Origin of the sequence: Epilithonimonas tenax DSM 16811, from assembly GCF_000428485.1 — a bacterium.
Lineage (GTDB): Bacteria > Bacteroidota > Bacteroidia > Flavobacteriales > Weeksellaceae > Epilithonimonas > Epilithonimonas tenax.
In genome coordinates, this window is the sequence record NZ_AUAA01000034.1 from 1 (window position 1) to 20,297 (window position 20,297).

Genomic DNA, 20,297 nt, shown 5'->3' on the forward strand with positions numbered 1-20,297 from the left:
GGCTCCAAACTCCTCAAATTCCTTTCGCCATTTGTATAGCAAAGTCACTTTAATACCGAGTTCTCTGGCTAATTCTGATATATTATTTCTCTCTTTGCTCAATTGAACTGCTTGGGTTTTGAAAGCAGGATCATAGATTTTTCGTTCTTGTTTCATATCTTAAAATTAAGGTTTTATGCTTAACTTTTACTGGACGTTAAATTAGTATATCCAGTTTTTTGAAATGTCCAAAATGCGGAGGGCACATTACAGGTAGCGGATCAAAAGGAAAGAAAAATATTTATTACTATTATCATTGCAATTCTAAATGTGGTTACAGACACAATTCTGATTTAGTTAATTGTACGTTCGAAAGAGAGTTGAAAAAATTCGAATTTAATGTCGGATTTAGTAATTTAATAAAAGAAATTCTTCTAAGTAATTTTAAAAATATTGAGCAAAATCTCAATGCGCAGAAAAGAGAAATCTCTACTAAAATTACAAATTTGACTAATCGTTTAGAAAGTGCTCGTGAAAAATACTTGGAGGATAAATTAGATTTTGAAGATTATCAGATAATTAAAAACGAAAGTAAAAAAAAGATTGACGTACTAGAAATTGACTTGCAAAATCAAAAGTTAAACCGTACAAATACTGACATCAAAAACAAACTTCATCAGACCCTACAAATTTTACCAAATCTCTCTCAAATCTATACTAAAGGTGATGATGACACAAAAAAAACACTAATGTGTTCGATTTTTAGTGAAAAACTCGAATTTGCAGAAAATACGTTTCGAACACCCCAGCTCAACTCCGCACTATCATCTATCTTACTAATTAACAACATTTTACAAAGTAAAAAAAAAGGAAAAATCACTGATAAAAGTGACTTTTCCCTTAGAGTGACCGCGAAGGGATTCGAACCCCCAACCCTCAGAGCCGAAATCTGATATTCTATCCAGTTGAACTACGCAGCCATTTTCATCAATGATGTTTAGAACGTCATCTTCACACCTCCTAAAAACTGTGCGCCCAAAACTTGGTAACCCAAATATTTTTGGTACTTAGCGCCAAGAAGATTATTTCCGAGTGCGAAAATACTGAAATTTTTGTGAAGTTTGTACTCTGCAGACAAATTTAAATCTGCATAACCGCCAACTTTCTCATTTCTATTCTCTTGCTGCGAAAATGCCGGGAAAGTTGTCACAATAGAATATGAGTTTGCAGTCCTGTCTGTTACAAAATAAGCTTTAAAACCAAGATTCAGTTTTTTCTCCAGCATTGTGTATTTTGCACCAAGATTGAATTGAACCAAAGGCTTGTAATAAACTTCTTCCAGGTTATCCAACTTATATTTCACAAAATGTAAACCCGCATCAACAGTGAGGTTTTCCATTGGAAATGCTTGCAAATCGCCTTTGATCTCCATTAATGTTCCATTGTCATAAACCGAACTGAAAGTATTGGCAAAATCAAAACCTGGTCTTTCAGGCGTAATGGCAGCATTAAACCATCCATTATTAACAAAAAACTGCGCATTGTTCACTTTACTGAAACCCGCATTCACATCGTATTTGAACATCTGATTGACATCTCCTTTCAAACCGAAATAGAAATGGTACTTCGTTTCAGTAGGCGTTAAAAGCAAATCTGAGATCAAAAATGGATTTTCCTCCAACAGATTTCCGTAAGTATTCAGTTTCAAACCACCATCAATTCCACCATAGAATTTGAATTCATCTGCCGCAGCAACCAACACTTCTGCTCTGGGAAACCAGTAGAATTTGCTTCCCTTATTTTCAGCATTAATATCTGATAATTTAGAATGAAGAAAACTAAAATCCGACCCAATCAACAAATACGATTCGCCTTTGTAGAAAGTGACTTTTGGCGCTAAAGTAAAATTCAGTTGGTTGGAGTTATTTTGATTCAGCAATTCAAATTTAGAATTGACCGTTTCCAAATCGACCCCTAAATCTGCATTTGCAGTAATTTGATCGTTGATCTCAAAATCGTGTTTCGACAAATTAAGTTCCACATTCGCATAACTTTCTTTCGCATCAAAATGATCGCTTAGAAAATATGACCTCACTTTTACATTATTCAAAATCTCATTGGAATAATGGTCATAAGAAGCATTCACGCTGAACTTATTGACTTTTTGTTGCAAATCGAGATCAGGATTCTCAGGCGTCAAAGCATAGATCCCGTAGTAGTTATAATTATTAAATCCATAATTAGCATCCAGATTGAACTTGCCTTTTTCTGCATAGATATTCGCATAAGCGCCAATGGTTGCCTGACTACTTTTGGAATCCCAATCGTAATCTTTCTTAAGTCCTGTTGTCGATAAATAATGAACGTCCGCACCTACTTCCACATTGTCCTGCACCTTCCCCGAGATGTTGGCATCTGCCAAAAACTTACCATAATTCCCGTAACCCAATCGGAAATAATTGGACTGAAAATCATGATTGAATTTTGGAGAAATATCCTCGCTTTGGATTGCCGTTGTTTTGAAGTCAGAAACCGGTGGCACATTCACGATGTCGTATTTGAGATTGAGAGAATCTTCCTTCTTTTTGTTTTCCGGCGGATAATTTTTTTCCTGGATGACAGACGTTTTTTTCTTCTCGATCTTTTTGACTTCAGGTTCGCGCTTTCTGTTCAGAATCAGTTGCTCTTCTTTGATCTGAGCTCCGATTTCCGAAATTCCGAAAGTTCCTAAAAATGCCAGAGCGGCGATATATTTCAGTTTGTTCATTTATTTTTTATTTTTTAAAATTTCATCAAAATTATTTCCCCAACCCTAAAGCGAGTATTTTTGATGAAATTTTTAAAGCAATTCGCCCTTTAGGGTCGGGGTAAAAATTGATTTAAAAATTTGTAACCTTTATATTTACTTCTTGATCAGTGCTTTCACTTCCTTGGCTTCTGCCACAACTTCTGGGAAATCACCGTAATGATTGATGATCTCATCCAAAGTGTAACTCGCCTGGTAATTGTCTTTCAAAGCCAGATAATTTTTCGCCATGATGACCAAAGCTTTTGCGCCCCAATATTCTTCTGAAGCGTAATTGTTTGCCAATTTGAAAATAGTTTCGTTGGAAGATTTGAACGCTTTTCCTTTATTTTGATAGAATGCTTTTGCATAAAGAGCCTCTGCTGCAACTTCTGTATTGGAGGATTTTTCCAAAGCAGTATAAGCTGTCTGCGCCTCTTTATCTTTGGATTGCTGCATCAGACTTCTCGCCTTGATAACTTTCGCCTGTTCCAATGTTGCTGCAGAATTTTTAGAGTTTGAGATTACGGCATTGGCGAATTTCTCCGCTTCGGCAAAGTTCTTTTCGTCCGCGTAGATTTTCATTAATTCTACCGAAGCGAAGTTTTTGATATTCACATTCGTGGAGTTGGCAACTTGTTCCAGATATTTTTTTGCATCCGCAATTTTATCTTGCGAAATGTAAATCTGCGCCAATCGAACCTGCGCATCTTGCTGATAATCATTCTGGAAATCCGCAACGTTCTGCAGTGGCAACATTGCTTTATTAATTTGTTTTAACTGATAATAACTTTCGCCCAACTCATATTGAGATTTGAAAAGATGGTCGCCGCTTGGACTTTGATCCAGATATTTTTCGTAATAAGAAACGGCTTTCGCGTAATCTTTCTTACTGAAACTTTCCTGCGCCAGACTGAAATTGATTTCATTGATCTCAGAACTGTCCACTTTGACATCTAAAGCCTTAGCGAAATTTTCATAGCCTGCAACATCACCTTTTTTCACGAAAGCAGGTTTGGAAGCCAAAACAATTTTCTCGGCAAACGCAGTATTTTTATATTGATTTGCCAAAAGCTGAAACTCAGCAATTGCTTTATCAGTTTGGTCTTGATCGATGTAATTCTGCGCTCTGTAGATTTGGGAATTGGCAACCAGATCTTTGTCCGGGCTGGATTGAATCACTTTATCGAAGTAAGCATTTGAATTATTGAAATCATCATTCTGCGCATAAGCCGTTCCGATTTCGTAATTCGCATCGTCCACATATTCAGAATTTGGGTATTTTGAAATCAAGGTTTTCAATTCCGAAATTTTCGCCACCGTATCACCTTTGAAGCCTAAAGCCAAAGATTTTTGATACAAGGTGTAATCGCTGGCATTTTCGGTTTTGTTATAAATCTCTAAAGCTTCATTCAACTGATTGTTAGCATAATAAGTATCAGCCAAACGCAATTCTGCATCCGCTTTGAATTCCTGTTTCGGAAATCTCAGATATTCTTTAAAATATGCCTGAGCCGAAGCAAAATCCTTCGCCTTGAAATAAGCGTAACCTAGATCATAATCCAACTGTTCACGCTCCGGGAAACCTTCTGCCGTTTCATTTTCGAGTTTGGTGTAAGTCGCAATGGCGGATTTGTAATCACCTTTTTGATAGTAAGTTTGACCTAACCAATATTGCGCTTTCTTATAAAATTCTTTGTTTAAATGAGATTGAAGACTTTGCTTGAAATATTTTTCAGCCACATCAAAATTCCCTTTATTGAATTCCTCAGAACCCAAAAGATAGGACACCTCCTGCTCTATTTTTTTGGTCTCATTTGTTTTTTGGTCGAGTTTTCCGAGTGCTTCCAAAGTTGCTTTGTAATCGCCGGAATACAGATAGGACTTCACGAGAAGCGATTTCATTTCCTGGGTTTTTGCACCGCCCGGATATTGATCAATATACCTCTGAATTACTTTTGAAGAATTCTCAAACGGATTTCCCAGTTCGTAACTCAATTTCGCATATTGTTCCAAAGCCAATTGCTGAACTTTTGGGTCATAATTCATTTGTGAAGAATTACGGTATGCTGACAAAGCTTCCTGTTTTTTTCCGGTTTCCAGATACGCATTTCCCAATTGGTAGTAAGCGTTCTGCGCCAAAGGAGAATTGCTGTTGATCAATTGGTTGTAATAGCCAACGGCTTCATCATTTTTCTTCAGCTGCGCGGAAACAAATCCCATCTCATAAAGGTCAGATTCTGAAGGCGTCTGTTCCTTATCCAAAAATAACTTCAAGTGTGGATAAGCGGATTGATAATCGCCTTTCATAAAATAACTTTCTCCAACTATTTTATGAATTTCTGTATCATAAGAGGTTATTTTTCCATTATTAAGAAGTTCATTTCCTTCCGAAATCGCAAGGTCATAATTCTTTTGATTGTAATACATCTGAACATAATAAGGCTTCACCAGATGGGCATATTCCTCATTATTTTTGATTTGGTCAAAATAAATGAAAGCATTATCATTCTGTTTGTCAGCGTAATACAAATGTCCGAGCATATAAGAAATTGCAGGTTTGCTGGTTTCATCCGCGGATTTGAAAGACTCTTCCAAAGCCTCTATCGCACCTGCAGAATCGCCAGTCATAAACTTGGCATAACCCAGCTTCATAATGTGCTGTGTATTTTCCTCACGGCTAAGTTGTGACTGATTGATTTTCTGTAGAGTTTCCAGTGCTTTTTCGAAATCTTTTTTAGATAAATAATAATCCGCCAAGGGTCCGCTGGCCTGCGCAAAATAAGCAGAATTCGGGTATTCTTTCATAAAGGCGTTCAGACCTTCTTCCGCATATTGCTGCTGAAGAATCACGCCAATCACATTGCTGAAAAATGCGGAAGCCTCTTTTCTAGAATTGCTGAGATATTGGTTGTAGAAATATTGTTTGGAATATTCGTATTGAGAAGCGTTATAGATCTTGGTCTGGTAGAGATGATCTGCCAAACCAAAATGATAATCTTCGTTCTTTGTAAAATAGTGAGATTGTTGCGCCTCGGAAATCCCATACAAAGAGATCATTGAAGCCAGTATTATTTTTTTTGAATTCATAGAGATTTTCAAAATTATTGTCGAAGATCCTGCTCCAACAAAGTTTGTTCCTTTTCAACGAAAATAGGGAAAAGATATTATTTAAGGGAATTTAATTGGGAATTAATTATAATTTGAGGAAAATCCGTCTCCTTACTTCCCTCTCTGGGAGAAAGGGAATTCAATTTTAATTAATTTTCTAAAATTGACTTAATTTTTTGCAGAATTAATAAAATCAAAATACGCTGCTTTCACATTTTCGGGCGAAATGATTTTCATCCTTCCTGTATGCGTGAGAAGTTCTTGGTAGAAATCGTAGGTTGGAACCAGCGTCAACTCTATTCTGTACTCCGAATCGTTATCGATCAACACTTTTTGGGAATGATGGATGGGCAGAGATTTTATGAATTTCCCTTGTTCATCATCGAAAGACAAAACCACAATTACCGGTTTCTGACCCAAAGTGGAAATGATTCCGAATGAGTTTTTGAACAAATCATCGATATTGGTTTCTTGCTTTTTAAAGGTTTTAGAATTGAATTCTAACTCAGAAATCCTGTCGAGTCCGAATGTTTTTAGAAAGAAATCTTTTCCATCCGCTTCGTTTGCCAAAAGATACCAGCGGTTTTTAAACTCCTTCAAAGCGTACGGTTCTACCACTCTTTTCGTCGCAATACCTTCCCAATGCTTGGTATAGTTGAAGCTAATGACTTTCGTGTTTTTAATGGCAAAAATCAAGCCTTCCAAGTTGTGCAAACCAGAAGCTTGCCTCTTCTCGAAGATCATTATTTCGGAATTATTTTCGGCTTGTTTGTAGGCGTTTACCAAAAGAAGATTGTCGAAAATTGTTTGTGAATGATCGGAAAAACTATCATTGACAATCTGGTACGTCATCGTAGAGCGTTTGAATTTGATTTCGATCCCGAGTTCCGCAAGAAGCTTCATATCTTTATTAAAAGTTTTTTGACTGCTTGCCAAATTACTAGAAAAACTTTCTTTGTGATGCAATTCCTCAAGATGTTTTAGAATTTCTTTGAAGCTTGCGCCTTTCGGTTTGCTTTTCAGAAAGTTGGCGATGCTCATTAGCCTGTGGTTTTTGTCTAGGATTGCCATTTGTTGATTTTTGTTAAAGTAAAGATAAAATAGTAAACAGACAAAGTGTGGGTGTTTGTGATTTTTGTTATAAAAAATCCTCACTTTTTGGGAAATTAGGATTTGAATACCAAAAACATTAGGCTTGATAATATTTATCATACCACTCTTCGTAGATATTACACATACGATGAATAACGGCCGACATAAATGCTTGTACCATTGCAACATTTTGATGTTTAATTCTCCAAGAGTGATTATCTAATTTATTCCAAAAAAGTAAATCATTTTCCTGAACAAAGCTATCTTCTCTTTTAGGATCTTCTTCAAATCTTGTTTTAGGAGATTTTGTATTGCTCTCACTTCTATTATCGTCATAGGATAAAGCTCGATAATTCCCGATAGTATTGACCCAACTTTTAATAAGAGGATTTATATTTTCTTTATTTGACACCCAACTGATAGGATAAATATGGTCATAATCCCAGGGTCGGTTTGTATCTTCAATGCTTTCTATTTGATTAAATTCTTTAAACTTTTCATTCAAATAATTTCTTTGCGCAAAGAGTAACATTGATTTATTTCCTCTAATAAAACTGACCAGATTATACCAGTTTGCAAAAATTTGTTCATTTGTGTAATTCTGTTTTATTGATAATTTGGATATTATCTCATTATCTAAATTCTCAAGACCAAGTTGATCAAAATTTTTCTTAGTTTCAATAATTTTTAATAAATTATTTCTAAGCAAAATGGGTTCAACAATTGGCAACACCATTTCACTTTCTATCAATTTTTGAGTAGCCTCTTTCCAAGAAAGTCCTAATAAAATTAAATTTTCAAATAAACTTTTATAGAAATTTTTACTTTTCTTAAACCATAAAATATGGATATATTTTGCGGATATTAATTTAACTTCTTGAGATGATAAATTTTCAAAAATCAAACTATTTTTTTGAATGTATGCGATTAGTATGAAAAACAAGTCAGTATCAGAAACAATCAATTGCTTTAGGACAATATTAGGAAAATCAATCTTATTCTGCTTCAAAATTGTAATTGCAATATCAATCAAATCCTTTCCAGTTCTGTTGAGAATTATATTCTTTAACTCTAATTTATAATTCTGGTCCTTAATTGCTTTTCTAAATGTATTGATATTATACGAGTTGACATAGCTTTGATAATGATTAAGATTACAATTTGCTAATCTGGAGAATATGTTTATAATTTTGCTTGGTGTAATAAATGATGCACCGATTTCTTCCACCAAATCTTTGCTTTCTGGAAAGGTAGCTTTGTAAATTGAGTAAATTAATTCTTCTCCAGAAATCTGTGTTCCAGCAGAATTTAAACGTACAAACAAAGTTGGATCTTGATTTTCATTTTCCAAAGAATCGTCATCTTCTTTTAGAATACTAGCATTAACTTTAATTTCAGGAATCTTTAGATCCTTCGCATTTTTTAACCCTTCAAAAATTTGTCGAAAACTTTCTTCATTTACATCATCGTAATTGACATTTTGAGATTGAGAGTATTTGGTTTGAATATTTAAGTTTTTCAATTTACTCTTTAAACTAAAAGTAAAATTTTCAAAATCGACATCATCCAAATCTAAAATAAAGGATAAAGGAATTGGGAAATATGAATCCCACGGATTTATGTTTGAAGGTGAAAAATCTATATAATTTTTTGTACCATTTTGCTTGGTTAAAAAATAAGAAATAGATGCTCTTCTGTCTTTCATTTCCAAAGTAGAAGAGTTATTTGATAACTGATAACCCCAAGGATGAGATTTAGTCAACACACGAAATACAAATTTCTGATTTTGAGTTCTATTATCTGGCTGTAAATCAATCCAAATACTTGGTAAGTAATTTTTCAGCGAAAAGAATTCCTGCTTCCTATTTTCATCAAAAGGATTGAAAAACCCTAAAGCAATAGAAGTACTTCTTTGTTGCCCATCCAAAAGTAATCTCTCTTTGGAACTGCCGTCAAAAGACATTAGGACAGAACCTATTGGATATCCTCTAAAAATAGAATCCCATAAAGCTTCAATTTGTGTCGGTTTCCATACAAAACCTCGTTGTAACGTAGGCAATTTCACAATATCTTTCTGTTCATTCAATTCATCTTGCCATTTCGAAATATCCTTTAAAGAATATCCTCTAATTTTAATATCACTCATAGTTCATTAATTTTCTCAAAAATTTAAAAAGTTCTATCTAATATTTCTCCTTCCTCAAATACCTCAAAAACAACTCCGCACAAGCTCTCGCATCGCTCAGTGCATCGTGGTGGTTTAAAGAAATCTGATATTTATTACAAAGCGAAGCCAGATTCTGTTTGTAAATTCGGTAGGTGCAGTATTTTTCATATTCCGGAGCCTTCATTCCATAAAACTCTAAAGTTTTCTGCAAAACCGAAAAGTCGAAACCAAAACCGTTATGCGCAACTACAGTTTGTCCTTTTATAAATGGTTCTATAGTATCCCAAACTTTATCAAACGTTGGCGAATTGGTAGTTTTTTGAGGCGTGATTCCGTGAACTTCAATCAGGTTTTTCCAGTAATAATTATCCGGAGGCTGAACCAAAAGGTTAACCTCATTGGTGATGATCCCGTTCTCCATGCGCACAAGTCCGACTTGGCAAATGGTGTGACGGTAACCTTGAGCGGTTTCAAAGTCGATAGCTGTGAAGTTTTTCATCTACAGTGCTGGCTGATGTTTTTTTGTAGGACTTTTTGAGCAAGTACCTGCACATAGATTACTAATACTCGAAGATTTGTGTCCACAACATTTGCAAACATATTGTGATTTTTCAGAGCCTTCGTAAAGCGCGTGTTTTTTTCCTTCCGGATTTTTTGAGCAGGTACCAGCTGTTAGATTAGCAACACTTGAAGATTTTTGTCCACACCATTTGCAATAATAATTTGCCATAATTTTAAGTTTTATATTGGTTATTTTTTAATTATCAAAATTCTAAATTTCAGTTTTCATTTCCTTACGGTTTTCCGTAAAATGGATTACAAATTCAACAATTTGTTTTCTACTGTTTTTGTGATGACGAAGCTTTTGTTCAAAATATCAATTGGATATTTCGCTCGATTTATTAATCTTTTTTCTTGAGTGATGTCCTCGGGTTCATTAATGCTAATTAAACTTTGAGATTCCAAAGAAAACAGAGATTGCAAATTCTCCATAATCTCAAATTTTGAAACATTTAATTGGTTTGCAATATCTTCCAATTGACAGTTTTTGTATTCGGTATTATTGATGATAATTGCAGACAGGAAGATGGCTTCAAGATGATTGATTTCAAAAGCTTGTGCGACGGTGTTCAATTGTTTTTCGTAATCAGATTGACATTGCTCAATGGTTTTGTAGCTCATCCGCGAGGTTTCTTTATAAATCACATCGATGTTTTTTAGTAGATTGGTATTCATCATTTCAAAGTTTAATTGTATTAATAAAAGTGGTTGTCAACTCATAAGACTTATTGCCAAAATCGTCCAAAATATTGACTTTCAAAATATTCTTATTTTCTAATTCTAAAATAGCTTCTTGTAGTTCAGAGATAATTTGAGGATCAAGACAAACCGCCAACATCAAATCTTGCTCAGAAATAGCTTTTGAAACAAATCCTTCTGCATCTATATAACTATTGAAAAACAATGCACTTAAAATAATTGCAGATTTCCTGCTAACATCAAACATTTTGGAAAGGTCTATAATTTCTATCTCCAGATGCTTTTCCAATAAACAGAGTTGGCTGTTTTCTATGATTTTGGAATAATCATTATTAAAAATCCGAAAAGCAGAAAATTCATTGATTTTAAATTCAAAACGATTCAAAAGTTTTAGAAGTTGTTGGTATTGCTGAGTCATTATTTTTTCAATTTTAAGCAAATCTAAAATAGCTAACTGCCAAAGTGTGTCCGTTTGATGTTGGGGAAATAAAAAAGATTCTCTGGTGGGAGAATCTTTTTCAGTAACTTGTTATTTAAGAAAAATTTCATCAAGAATTTCTACATATTTTTTCACATCACGTATTATCAATTCTACCAAGGTATCATCAAAAAGAATTTTAGCATTTTCCTTATAGATATTAAAATCAATATCTTTATAGACCGGCCAAGATTCGGTTGAACTGTAGTTAAATGAATTCTTCAGTTGCTCTCTTAATTCTAAACTACAAGCCTCTTCAGCATATATTCCAATAAAAGGATTATTTGGAAATCCTTTATCGAATTCTAATCCAATACATAAATATTCATTCCAAATTTGCTTTTTGTAGTAACGATTTTCACTGTCATCCGATTCTATTTCTAAGTTTAATTGACTTAAAAGCAAATGATCTATTTTTTTTTAAAGTATTCGAAAGCAACTTTGTTGTAGCATTTTCATAATTATTATAAATTTCAAAAGCTGACTCTAAATTTTCAGCAGATTTAATGATTTCGTTTTCTATATTTTCTTGCATTTCCAGTGTAAACCCTTTAAAAGTTATGTTTTTAATTAAATTGTAATATTGTTTTATTGAGTTTGAAAGATATTCTTTGTCTTTGATTTCGTCCAGAATTTTTTCAAGCCATTTTAAAATTGTTTCCTCATAACTTATTTTCCTTACATCAAATTCAATTTTGTTATGATATTCTTTTCCGTCTAAAGTCAAATATAAAATTGTAGCATTAGGAAATTTATTATAATATCTTTCCAACTGATTTCTTTGATCCTTGGCGTAGAGTTTATTTTCAATAATCCACTTTTTATCATCGATTTCAATTAATATATCGATTCTTCCACCCTTAGTATAATTTTCATCAATTTTTCCAATATAAAACTCTCTCGAAACTTTTGCATATTCTGTAATTTCTACTTCAACATTTAAAGCTTCAAAGAAGAGTTGAAGAAATTTACCTTTCTGTCCGTGAGAGCCTTTTGGAGATAACAAATCTGTAAGCAAAACAGAGTGTGTTTCATTTTCTCTATGTTCAATGCCTAGTAAAGAATAAAGATTAAACAATTCACCATTAATATCTCTACTATGATAAAAATTTTTAATAATTCCTGATGTTCCTTCTAAAAGTAATTCGTGGTTGTTCATTTTTTTTAATTATATATAATAGTTAGTTTTTCAACTCCGGAAGATAATTATTTAAATCATTTCTAAACCAATTCTCAATCTCCAAACCATCCAAACAACTCTCCATCCATTCCTTGACTTCTATTGCTGGACGCCATTGTAAAAATTCGATTATCTTTTTATTTTCAATAAGTTGATAAGCCAAAATACTTTCATAATCCAAATCATTAGTCAAATCAATGAAAATTAAGCGTTCACGACTATCAAAATTTTGTTGATAAAATTTTATAGTTTCATCTGCAAAAAACCTTTGACTTTTTAGTAATTCATCATTAGCTAAATCCGTTTTATCACTAATAATAATCTTTAAATTTTTCAATTTCTCAGCAAGAACAATTATATATTTTTGAGGATAATAGTTGTATTGCCAAAAACTTAAATCTTCTTGCGGACGACAAACTTTAAGTTTTAACAAAAAAGTTCTTAGAAATTTATCATTTTGTCCGTGACTTTGATTCTTATCTAAATAAAAGTTTAGTTTTTGAAATGTCATAATATTAATTTCCAACAAACCTAAAACACCAAACCGCCAAAACACGGCCGTTTAATAAAAAAACTTTCGATTAACAAATTTTTAACAAAATCAGCATTTTTCATTACATTTGTTACTTTCATAAAAATTAAAGCTTTGATAAACTCACTTTTCAGAAGAAAATCTACCAATACTATTCTCAACCAAGGTGGCGACGGCGAACATACCGCCCTCAACAAAGTTCTAACAGTTAAGGACTTAACCTTCTTTGGAATAGCAGCAATTATTGGCGGTGGAACATTCAGTGCCATTGGAAATGCATGTTTTTCCGGTGGTCCTGGGGTGGTCATTCTTTATGTGATCTGTGCCGTAGCCTGTGGCTTTACGGCGATGTGTTATGCAGAATTTGCATCGCGGGTTCCAGTTTCCGGCAGTGCTTATACATACGCTTATGTCTCTTTCGGAGAAATTTTTGCGTGGATTATCGGCTGGGCACTTATTATGGAGTATTCTATTGGGAATATATACATCGCCTTCTCGTGGAGCGGATATTTTACCAACCTGCTGGAGACCTTTCACATCCACCTTCCGGAATGGCTAACCATCAATTATCTGTCTGCAAAAGAAGCTTTTGCAACAAATAAAGGTGCCGAAGGCCTAGCAGCTTGGAAAAACGCACCATTAATTGGAAATCTAAGAATCATATTTGACTTGCCAGCCGTGATCATCAATATTTTGATCACCTATTTGGTTTACAGGGGAGCAAAAGAATCCAGAAACTTCAGCAATTCAATGGTTTACATCAAGTTAGCAATCATTATTTTGGTGATTATTGTTGGGGCATTCTATGTTGATATTGAGAATTGGACACCATTTATGCCAAATGGTTTTGGTGGTGTTATGAGTGGCGTTTCGGCAGTGTTCTTTGCTTATATTGGATTTGATGCCGTTTCTACTTTAGCAGAAGAAAGCAAAAATCCACAACGTGATCTACCAAAAGGAATGATCTATTCTTTGGTCATTTGTACAGTCGTTTATATCATTTTGGCATTGGTGCTCACCGGAATGGTTTCTTATCAACTGTTGGGTGTAAGTGATCCTTTGGCCGAAATTTTCGCTTTGAAAGGTGTAAAATGGATGCTTTTCATTGTATCCATTGCAGCTGTAGTGGCTATGACCAGTGTGATGTTGGTTTTCCAACTGGGACAGCCAAGAATCTGGATGACAATGGCTAGAGATGGACTGATGCCTAAGAAATTTGCAGAGATCCACCCGAAATTTAAAACCCCGGGATTTGCTACCATTGTGACGGGAGTTGTTGTTGGACTTCCTATTTTCTTCACGAATGAAAACTTGGTACTGGACTTTACAAGCATTGGGACTTTATTCGCATTTGTACTGGTTTGCGGTGGGGTTTTGATGTTATCTCCGCAAAGCGAAGCCGAATTAGCAGAACGTGCGACCAAAGGAAAATTCAGAATCCCTTACATCAATTCCAAATTTATATTTCCTGCATTAGTCGTTGTTTCCGCAGGAATGATTCAGTATTTATTTCCGACATTTTTCTCAGATACTTTCAGATTTTCAGGCGAACATTTTGCGACCAATATCTCTATGGTGGTGTTTTTCATCCTCTGCATTGTGATGTGTGGTTTGGCTTATACAAAAAACCTGTCCCTCATTCCATTATTAGGATTGGTTTCCTGCTGTTATCTACTTACAGGAATGGCCGTTTCCAATTGGAAATGGTTCGGTATTTGGCTGGCCATTGGCTTGGTTTTTTATTTTTCTTACGGTTATAAAAACAGTAAACTGAACCAGTCATCCAGAAATTTGAATTCGTAACCTATTGTAGTTTTTAGATTAACATCAATGAAAAACTTTATCAAAAGTAATATCTCTCAGGAGTCACTGGCTATTTTGCTGACCCAGGCTCCAATTGCGTTGGCGATGCTGATGGAAGATGATTTCGTCATCAAAGTGGCCAATCCACAGATGCTTCAAATGTGGGGAAAGCAGCCAGAGATCATAGGTCTCAAACTAGTGGACGCCTTGCCAGAATTAAAAGATCAGAAATTCATTAATATTTTAGCAAAAGTCAAGAAAACAGGAGTACCTTTTAAAGGTTATAAAGAATTGGCATATGTGGTAAGAAACGGCATAACAGAAGAATGTTATTTCGATTTTATCTACAATCCTATCTATAATGATGATGAAAGCGAAATCGTGGGCGTAAGCGTTGTAGCAACAGAAAGTACAGAACAAGTGTTGGCGGAAAGAAAACTGAAGGAAACAGAGTATAAATTCGAAACACTCATCAAAGAGTCAGATTATGCCATTGCACTCTATACGGGTGAAGATCAAATCATTGATGTTGCCAACAGTAAAATGCTCAATGCCTGGGGAAAAACAGACGCCGTCATTGGAAAAAAAATACACGAAGCAATTCCCGAATTAGAAGGCCAGCCTTTTTTACAAATCCTGAAAGAGGTTTATAAAACCGGAGAAACTTATTCCGCTACAGAAGCTAAGGCACTGCTGGAGCGAGACGGGAAACTGGAGACTTTTTATTATAATTTTTCCTACAAAGCATTAAAAAACCAAAACGGAGAAGTCTACGCCATCCTCAATTTCGCGAAGGATGTGACAGATCTTGTGCTTGCAAAAAAACAAATCCAGGAAAACGAAGAGAAATACAAAAATCTGGCGGATAGTCTGCCAATCATCATCTGGACTGCAGACAAAGATGGCAATGTAGATTACTACAACAAAAAATGGTATGAATATACTGGTTTTGAAGAATTAGACAACCGGAAAAATGCCTCTTCTAAAATTTTACATCCCGACGATTTTCCAAAAGCAATGGCAGTCTGGAATAAAAGCCAAGAAAATAAAGTAGCTTACGAAATAGAATATCAATTCAAAGACAAGACCAAAGAAAATGGCTACCGCTGGTTTCTGGGAAGAGCAATTCCTATCAAAGATGACGATGGTGAAGTGGTCCAATGGATCGGGACGTGTACAGACATTGATGAATTTAAACAATTCCAGCAGCAGAAAGACAACTTTCTCGGTATTGCAAGTCATGAGCTCAAAACACCACTTACAAGCCTGAAACTCTATTCTCAGTTCTTAGAAAAAAACCTCAGAAAACAAGATGACCACAGCAGTGCGGACGTTGCTCTTAAAATGGACGACCAGATCAATAAGCTGAATAATCTCATCAATGACCTTTTGGATGTCACCAAAATCCAGAACGGAAAAATCCTTCTCAATAATTTTGATTTTAATTTTGACGACCTGATATCAGAAATTGTAGAAGAACAGCAGATGAGTACAAAGCATAAAATTCTGGTGGACGCCAATCCAATAGGTATGATCTATGGTGACAGACACAGGATCTCCCAGGTGATGAGCAACCTGATAAACAATGCCATAAAATACTCTCCCAACTCTGATAAAATACGCATAAGCAGCAAATTATTAGAAAACAACCGTCTCCTTTTCTGTGTCAGAGATTATGGCATCGGGATTCCTAAAGATAAGAAAGATCGCGTTTTTGAGCAATATTACAGAGTCAGCGGAAGCAAAGAGCACACATTTCCAGGTCTAGGTTTGGGTCTTTATATTTCTTCCGAGATCATCAAAAGAAGTGGTGGAAAAATCTTTGTCAACTCTGTAGAAGGAAAAGGGTCTGATTTTTGTTTTGAGATTCCGAAAAACTAGACAAACCCTTAATTAATAATTACTAAATTATACAAATGTCAAAAAAAATAATAGTTGTTGATGATAGTCCTGCCATTTTGGATTCGGTGAAATTGATGTTAAATATGGAAGGCTTCGATGTAGATAATTACGAAAAAGGTTCTGAGATGTTCAATGCACTCAAAGCCTCTTCGAAACCAGATGTGATCCTGATGGATATGTGGTTATCCGGTGAAGATGGACGCGATATCTGCAAAATGATAAAAGCGCACCAGGATTTTAAAAATATTCCTGTAGTCATTATGTCTGCCAGCCGAGGTCTGGGAGATACAGCCATAGAAAGTGGTGCTGTTGATTTTATACCAAAACCTTTTGATCTGGGAGAGATTGTAGAAAAGATAAGGTATTATTCCGAAAAAGTTTGATCATTATCAGAAAGCAGTTTAAATAAATTAAACTGCTTTTTTTTGTTAAACGTGCAATTATTTTAAAAATCGACCTTACCGGGATTAAGTCCGGAAAAACCTGTTTCTTTCAAAGTCCTCAAAGCAATCATATCACTGTCCGAAATCTTAAACCTTTCAAAATGAAGGTTGTTTTTGATATTCTCAGGATTCTCTGATTTTGGCAAAACAACAACACCAGACTGCAAGCAAAACTGAATACAAAGGATTGCTGGTGACACGCCATATTGGTGTGCAATAGCTTTCAGCTCTTCATCTTTCAGTAATCTTCCCGATCCAATGGGGCTCCAGGCTTCTATGACAATGCCTTTCTCCTCGGCAAATTGTACCGTTTCTGGCTGTGTGTATCCAGGGTGGAACTCGATCTGATCAACGGCAGGCACTACTTCTGCGGTTTCCAAAAGCGCCTTTAAATGTTGCACAAGAAAATTACTGACTCCAATAGTCTTCACCACGCCGGATTGATACAGTTCCTCCATCGCTTTCCACGTTTCTGCATTGATTTCTTTCCAGTTTTCAAATTGGATCTCATTGGCAGGCCAATGGATCAAAAGCAAATCCAGATAATCAGTTTTCAGTTTTTTAAGAGATTGTTCCACTGACTGTTGCACCCCAAGCGCACTTCTGTTGTTATTCCAGATCTTTGTCGTGATGTACAGTTCTTTTCTGTCGATCCCAGATTCTTCAAGCGCCTCACCTATTTCGGCCTCATTGCCATAGATATCAGCGGTATCAATGTGTTTATAACCGGCTTCCAAAGCCATTTTCACAGTTTTTTGAACACCTTCTGTGGTTTGCCAAGTTCCGAAACCGATCTCAGGAATCTCTGTTCCGTTATTAAGAATGATTTGTTTCATTTTTTATCCTATTTTAAAGGTTTTAAAAGCCAAAATTGCGCCATCAGGAAAAGAACTCAAAATAATACAACAATCAAAAAATAATGATGATCATTATAATGATATTTTATAAATTTGACCTATGGAAAAACAGGAATTCGGATTACTCGGGAAGAATATTTCTTACTCATTTTCAAAAAAATACTTTGAGGAGAAATTCAAAAAATTGTTTTTAAAAGACCATTACTACAATTTCTTTGACATTTCCGAAATAGAACATCTGAATACGATCATAGAAAACCCCAATCTTATTGGGATGAATGTCACGATCCCATACAAACAGACCATCATCCCCTTCCTAGACGAATTGAGTGAAGAAGCTTCTCAAATTGGTGCTGTCAACTGTGTCAGTTTCCAAAATGGCAAAAAAAAGGGTTACAATACAGATGCTTTCGGATTCGAAAAAACTTTGCTTATCAATAAGAAGGATCACCACAAAAAAGCTTTAATCATTGGTGATGGCGGTGCTGCAAAAGCCGTAAGATACATCCTAGAAAAACACCTTATAGAGCACAAAACCGTTTCCAGAAAATCTGAAATTAATTTTGAAAACCTCACAGAAGCGCTGGTGAAGGAGTCACTTTTGATCATTCAAACTACGCCGGTTGGCACTTTCCCGAATATTGATGATGCTGTACCATTTCCTTTTGAGGCGATCACAGATAAACATTACGTTATCGATCTGATTTACAATCCTTCGGAAACCACTTTCCTGAGAAAAGCTGCCGAAAAAGGCGCTACCACTTTGAATGGCTTTTATATGTTGGAACAGCAGGCAGAAAAGGCTTGGCAGATTTGGAAGAGCTAAGTTCCGGACAAATCAGCTCTAATCACCTTCCAACGCTCCAATTTCTCGTCAAACTTCACCGTATGAAGCGGACTTGTAGAAGGTAAAACAACGATTGGAATATTAAAATCCTTACCCAGAATTTTCAAAAGATTCTTGTGAGCCTTTTGCCCATTGCAGAAGATCGTCTGGATGTTTGGATGACTTGCCATCAATCCTGGAATATCATGATCGATTTCGTCTTTGATTTCGGTATCAAGACTTCCCTTTCTTTCGCAGCTTTCTATGACATCCCAAAGTGCCACATTGTTTTTTTTGATCAAATGAAGACGTGTTTTATAATCTTCCGAAAATTCTGCTTCAAAAAGCTGAAACATAATCTTCCAAAACTGATTTTGTGGAAAGGCATAATATTGTTGCATCTGCAAAGACTTGGCGCCAGGCATAGATCCAAGAATTAATATTCTGGAATTCTCATCTACAATTGGCGGAAATGAAGTAATCCTGTTCATCCTATTTTAAATGATCCAAAACCTTAAATAGCGCACTGCTGATACTCCCACCCTGATAATTATTCAGAATGATGGAAAACACATACTGCTTCCCACTTTTAGAAGTCTGATAACCAGCGAAAGACTTACTGTCTTTTATGGTTCCGCTTTTCATTTTGATGCCATCCTGAGTGGGAAAACCTTCGTAGAAAGCATCAAACCAGTTTTGTTTTTTAGAATAAACCAATGCCTGAACCTGCGCCTTTGCCGACACATAGTTCTGAGGTGAAAGTCCACTTCCGTCAGCAAAATTGATCATATTTGGATGGATTCCCTTAGATTTCCAAAAATCTTTCAGGACATCAACTCCGGTTTCAAAACTTGGATTCTTTAGTTTTTCCTTTGCCATTGTTTTGATCAATGTTTCTGCGTATAGATTGATACTTTTCCGCATCAGCCAATAAACAATTTTGTCCAGCGTTGGCGATTTATACTCGAAAATTTGATTCTGAGTGGGAGCTTTTGAAACAGATTTCCCTTCCAGTTTTTCATTGTAATAAGTGGTCACTTTTCCCGAAACCGAGATTCCATTTTCGTCCAGCATTTTTTTAATATCGACTGCCAGCTGCATCGGTGGATTGGGTGTTGCGCCGGAAACAATACTTACCTTTCCTGCTGGTAAGATTCCGTTGATCATTGCCGTTTTGGAATGTGGCGCAGTGAAGATGAGACTCTGGTCAGAACTTCCACCGGTTTTCAATTCATTGATCCAGTTGACGTTTTCCAGATTGTACGAATAATCTTTGATTTGATTGCCATTGATATTCATATCAAACTGATTCTCTTTCCAGTTTACCCCAAAGGTTCCTGCGCCGTAGTAATTCCCAAGATCATTCCAAGGCCAGCCGCCGGGCGTACTTTGAAAATCGAAATAGGAATCATCCACAATCAGATTTCCCGAGATCTTTTTGATGCCCGATGTCTTGATGGCTTCTAATAATTTTTGTTTGAATTTTTCCGGTTTATATTCTTCATAACGCCAGCTTCCTAAAGTTGGATCGCCATTGGAAGTGATGTAAAAATCGCCCTCCAGATTGCCGTTTGAGATCTTTCCGGAATAGGAAGCAGTAGTTTTGAATTGATAGTCTTTCCCTAAAGTTTCCAAAGCAGCAGCGGCTGTAAAAATCTTCTGCGTACTTGCAGTTGACAAACCTTTACTTCCATTGTATTCATAAACAAGATTGCCCTTCTCATCCGAAACATAGAAAGAAAGATTGGCCGCCAATGCATGAGGAGTAGCCAGCATTTCTTTCACAGATTTGTCCAGATCAGCTGAAACGGATTGCGAAAAATAGCTTTGTGAAATCAATAATGCAATTAAGATAAAACGCTTCATTCAGATTTTTTATCAA

The 20,297-nt window shown here is 35.5% G+C and carries 18 protein-coding genes and 1 tRNA gene; 4 read left to right on the top strand and 15 right to left on the bottom strand.

Features of this window, described 5'->3' with window-relative positions; translation table 11 throughout:
* From F564_RS19285 to F564_RS0113670, 12 genes are all read right to left on the bottom strand, one after another.
* The coding region (locus tag F564_RS19285) for a transposase (RefSeq protein ID WP_034981638.1) at positions 1-156 on the bottom strand (156 nt) is incomplete at its 3' end.
* 729 nt (positions 157-885) lie between these two features.
* A tRNA-Arg gene (locus F564_RS0113615) sits at positions 886-959 on the bottom strand.
* 17 nt (positions 960-976) lie between these two features.
* Positions 977-2,746: a TonB-dependent receptor gene (locus tag F564_RS0113620; RefSeq protein WP_028123140.1), complete on the bottom strand. Its 1,770-nt coding sequence runs from the start codon at positions 2,744-2,746 to the stop codon at positions 977-979.
* A gap of 135 nt (positions 2,747-2,881) precedes the next feature.
* On the bottom strand, positions 2,882-5,854 hold the full coding sequence (locus tag F564_RS0113625; protein ID WP_028123141.1) for a tetratricopeptide repeat protein: 2,973 nt from the start codon (positions 5,852-5,854) through the stop codon (positions 2,882-2,884).
* 189 nt (positions 5,855-6,043) lie between these two features.
* On the bottom strand, positions 6,044-6,946 hold the full coding sequence (locus tag F564_RS19290; RefSeq protein WP_076605678.1) for a helix-turn-helix transcriptional regulator: 903 nt from the start codon (positions 6,944-6,946) through the stop codon (positions 6,044-6,046).
* A gap of 118 nt (positions 6,947-7,064) precedes the next feature.
* The gene (locus F564_RS0113635; protein ID WP_028123142.1) at positions 7,065-9,113 is read right to left on the bottom strand and encodes a DUF262 domain-containing protein; all 2,049 of its coding nucleotides are present in this window, start codon (positions 9,111-9,113) and stop codon (positions 7,065-7,067) included.
* A 37-nt stretch (positions 9,114-9,150) separates the two neighbouring features.
* Positions 9,151-9,633: a 3'-5' exonuclease gene (locus F564_RS0113640; protein WP_028123143.1), complete on the bottom strand. Its 483-nt coding sequence runs from the start codon at positions 9,631-9,633 to the stop codon at positions 9,151-9,153.
* A 317-nt stretch (positions 9,634-9,950) separates the two neighbouring features.
* Positions 9,951-10,373, bottom strand: coding sequence for a hypothetical protein (locus F564_RS0113650; protein ID WP_034981641.1), 423 nt, complete (start codon positions 10,371-10,373; stop codon positions 9,951-9,953).
* 1 nt (position 10,374) lies between these two features.
* The gene (locus F564_RS0113655; RefSeq protein WP_154656878.1) at positions 10,375-10,833 is read right to left on the bottom strand and encodes a hypothetical protein; all 459 of its coding nucleotides are present in this window, start codon (positions 10,831-10,833) and stop codon (positions 10,375-10,377) included.
* A gap of 90 nt (positions 10,834-10,923) precedes the next feature.
* Entirely contained in the window at positions 10,924-11,277 is a 354-nt protein-coding gene (locus tag F564_RS0113660) for a hypothetical protein (RefSeq protein ID WP_028123147.1), read from the bottom strand.
* Positions 11,237-12,031, bottom strand: coding sequence for a PDDEXK-like family protein (locus F564_RS19985; protein ID WP_028123148.1), 795 nt, complete (start codon positions 12,029-12,031; stop codon positions 11,237-11,239). The genes F564_RS0113660 and F564_RS19985 overlap by 41 nt, the downstream gene beginning before the upstream one ends.
* A gap of 22 nt (positions 12,032-12,053) precedes the next feature.
* Positions 12,054-12,563, bottom strand: a complete 510-nt coding sequence (locus F564_RS0113670) for a hypothetical protein (protein WP_028123149.1) — start codon at positions 12,561-12,563, stop codon at positions 12,054-12,056.
* Positions 12,564-12,701: 138 nt separating this feature from the next.
* On the opposite strand from F564_RS0113670, the gene F564_RS0113675 reads away from it, so the two are divergent.
* From F564_RS0113675 to F564_RS0113685, 3 genes are read left to right on the top strand one after another with little or no spacing between them, the layout of a single operon-like run.
* Positions 12,702-14,387, top strand: coding sequence for an amino acid permease (locus tag F564_RS0113675; RefSeq protein ID WP_028123150.1), 1,686 nt, complete (start codon positions 12,702-12,704; stop codon positions 14,385-14,387).
* 27 nt (positions 14,388-14,414) lie between these two features.
* Entirely contained in the window at positions 14,415-16,268 is a 1,854-nt protein-coding gene (locus F564_RS19300; protein WP_034981644.1) for a PAS domain-containing sensor histidine kinase, read from the top strand.
* A gap of 35 nt (positions 16,269-16,303) precedes the next feature.
* Positions 16,304-16,672, top strand: a complete 369-nt coding sequence (locus F564_RS0113685) for a response regulator transcription factor (protein ID WP_051259682.1) — start codon at positions 16,304-16,306, stop codon at positions 16,670-16,672.
* Between the two features lie 62 nt (positions 16,673-16,734).
* Here the strand turns inward: F564_RS0113685 and F564_RS0113690 are convergent, their stop codons facing one another.
* Positions 16,735-17,568 (bottom strand): aldo/keto reductase, encoded by an 834-nt coding sequence (locus F564_RS0113690; protein WP_028123152.1) that lies wholly within the window; start codon positions 17,566-17,568, stop codon positions 16,735-16,737.
* 121 nt (positions 17,569-17,689) lie between these two features.
* On the opposite strand from F564_RS0113690, the gene F564_RS0113700 reads away from it, so the two are divergent.
* The gene (locus F564_RS0113700) at positions 17,690-18,415 is read left to right on the top strand and encodes a shikimate dehydrogenase family protein (protein WP_028123153.1); all 726 of its coding nucleotides are present in this window, start codon (positions 17,690-17,692) and stop codon (positions 18,413-18,415) included.
* On the opposite strand, the gene F564_RS0113705 is transcribed toward F564_RS0113700, so the two are convergent.
* Both F564_RS0113705 and dacB read right to left on the bottom strand, forming a co-directional pair.
* Positions 18,412-18,906: a DNA-deoxyinosine glycosylase gene (locus tag F564_RS0113705; protein ID WP_028123154.1), complete on the bottom strand. Its 495-nt coding sequence runs from the start codon at positions 18,904-18,906 to the stop codon at positions 18,412-18,414. The genes F564_RS0113700 and F564_RS0113705 overlap by 4 nt on opposite strands.
* Position 18,907: 1 nt before the next feature.
* Positions 18,908-20,281 carry a D-alanyl-D-alanine carboxypeptidase/D-alanyl-D-alanine endopeptidase gene (gene dacB, locus F564_RS0113710; RefSeq protein WP_028123155.1) on the bottom strand — a complete coding sequence of 458 codons (1,374 nt, stop codon included), beginning with the start codon at positions 20,279-20,281 and terminating at the stop codon, positions 18,908-18,910.
* Positions 20,282-20,297 lie beyond the last annotated feature (16 nt).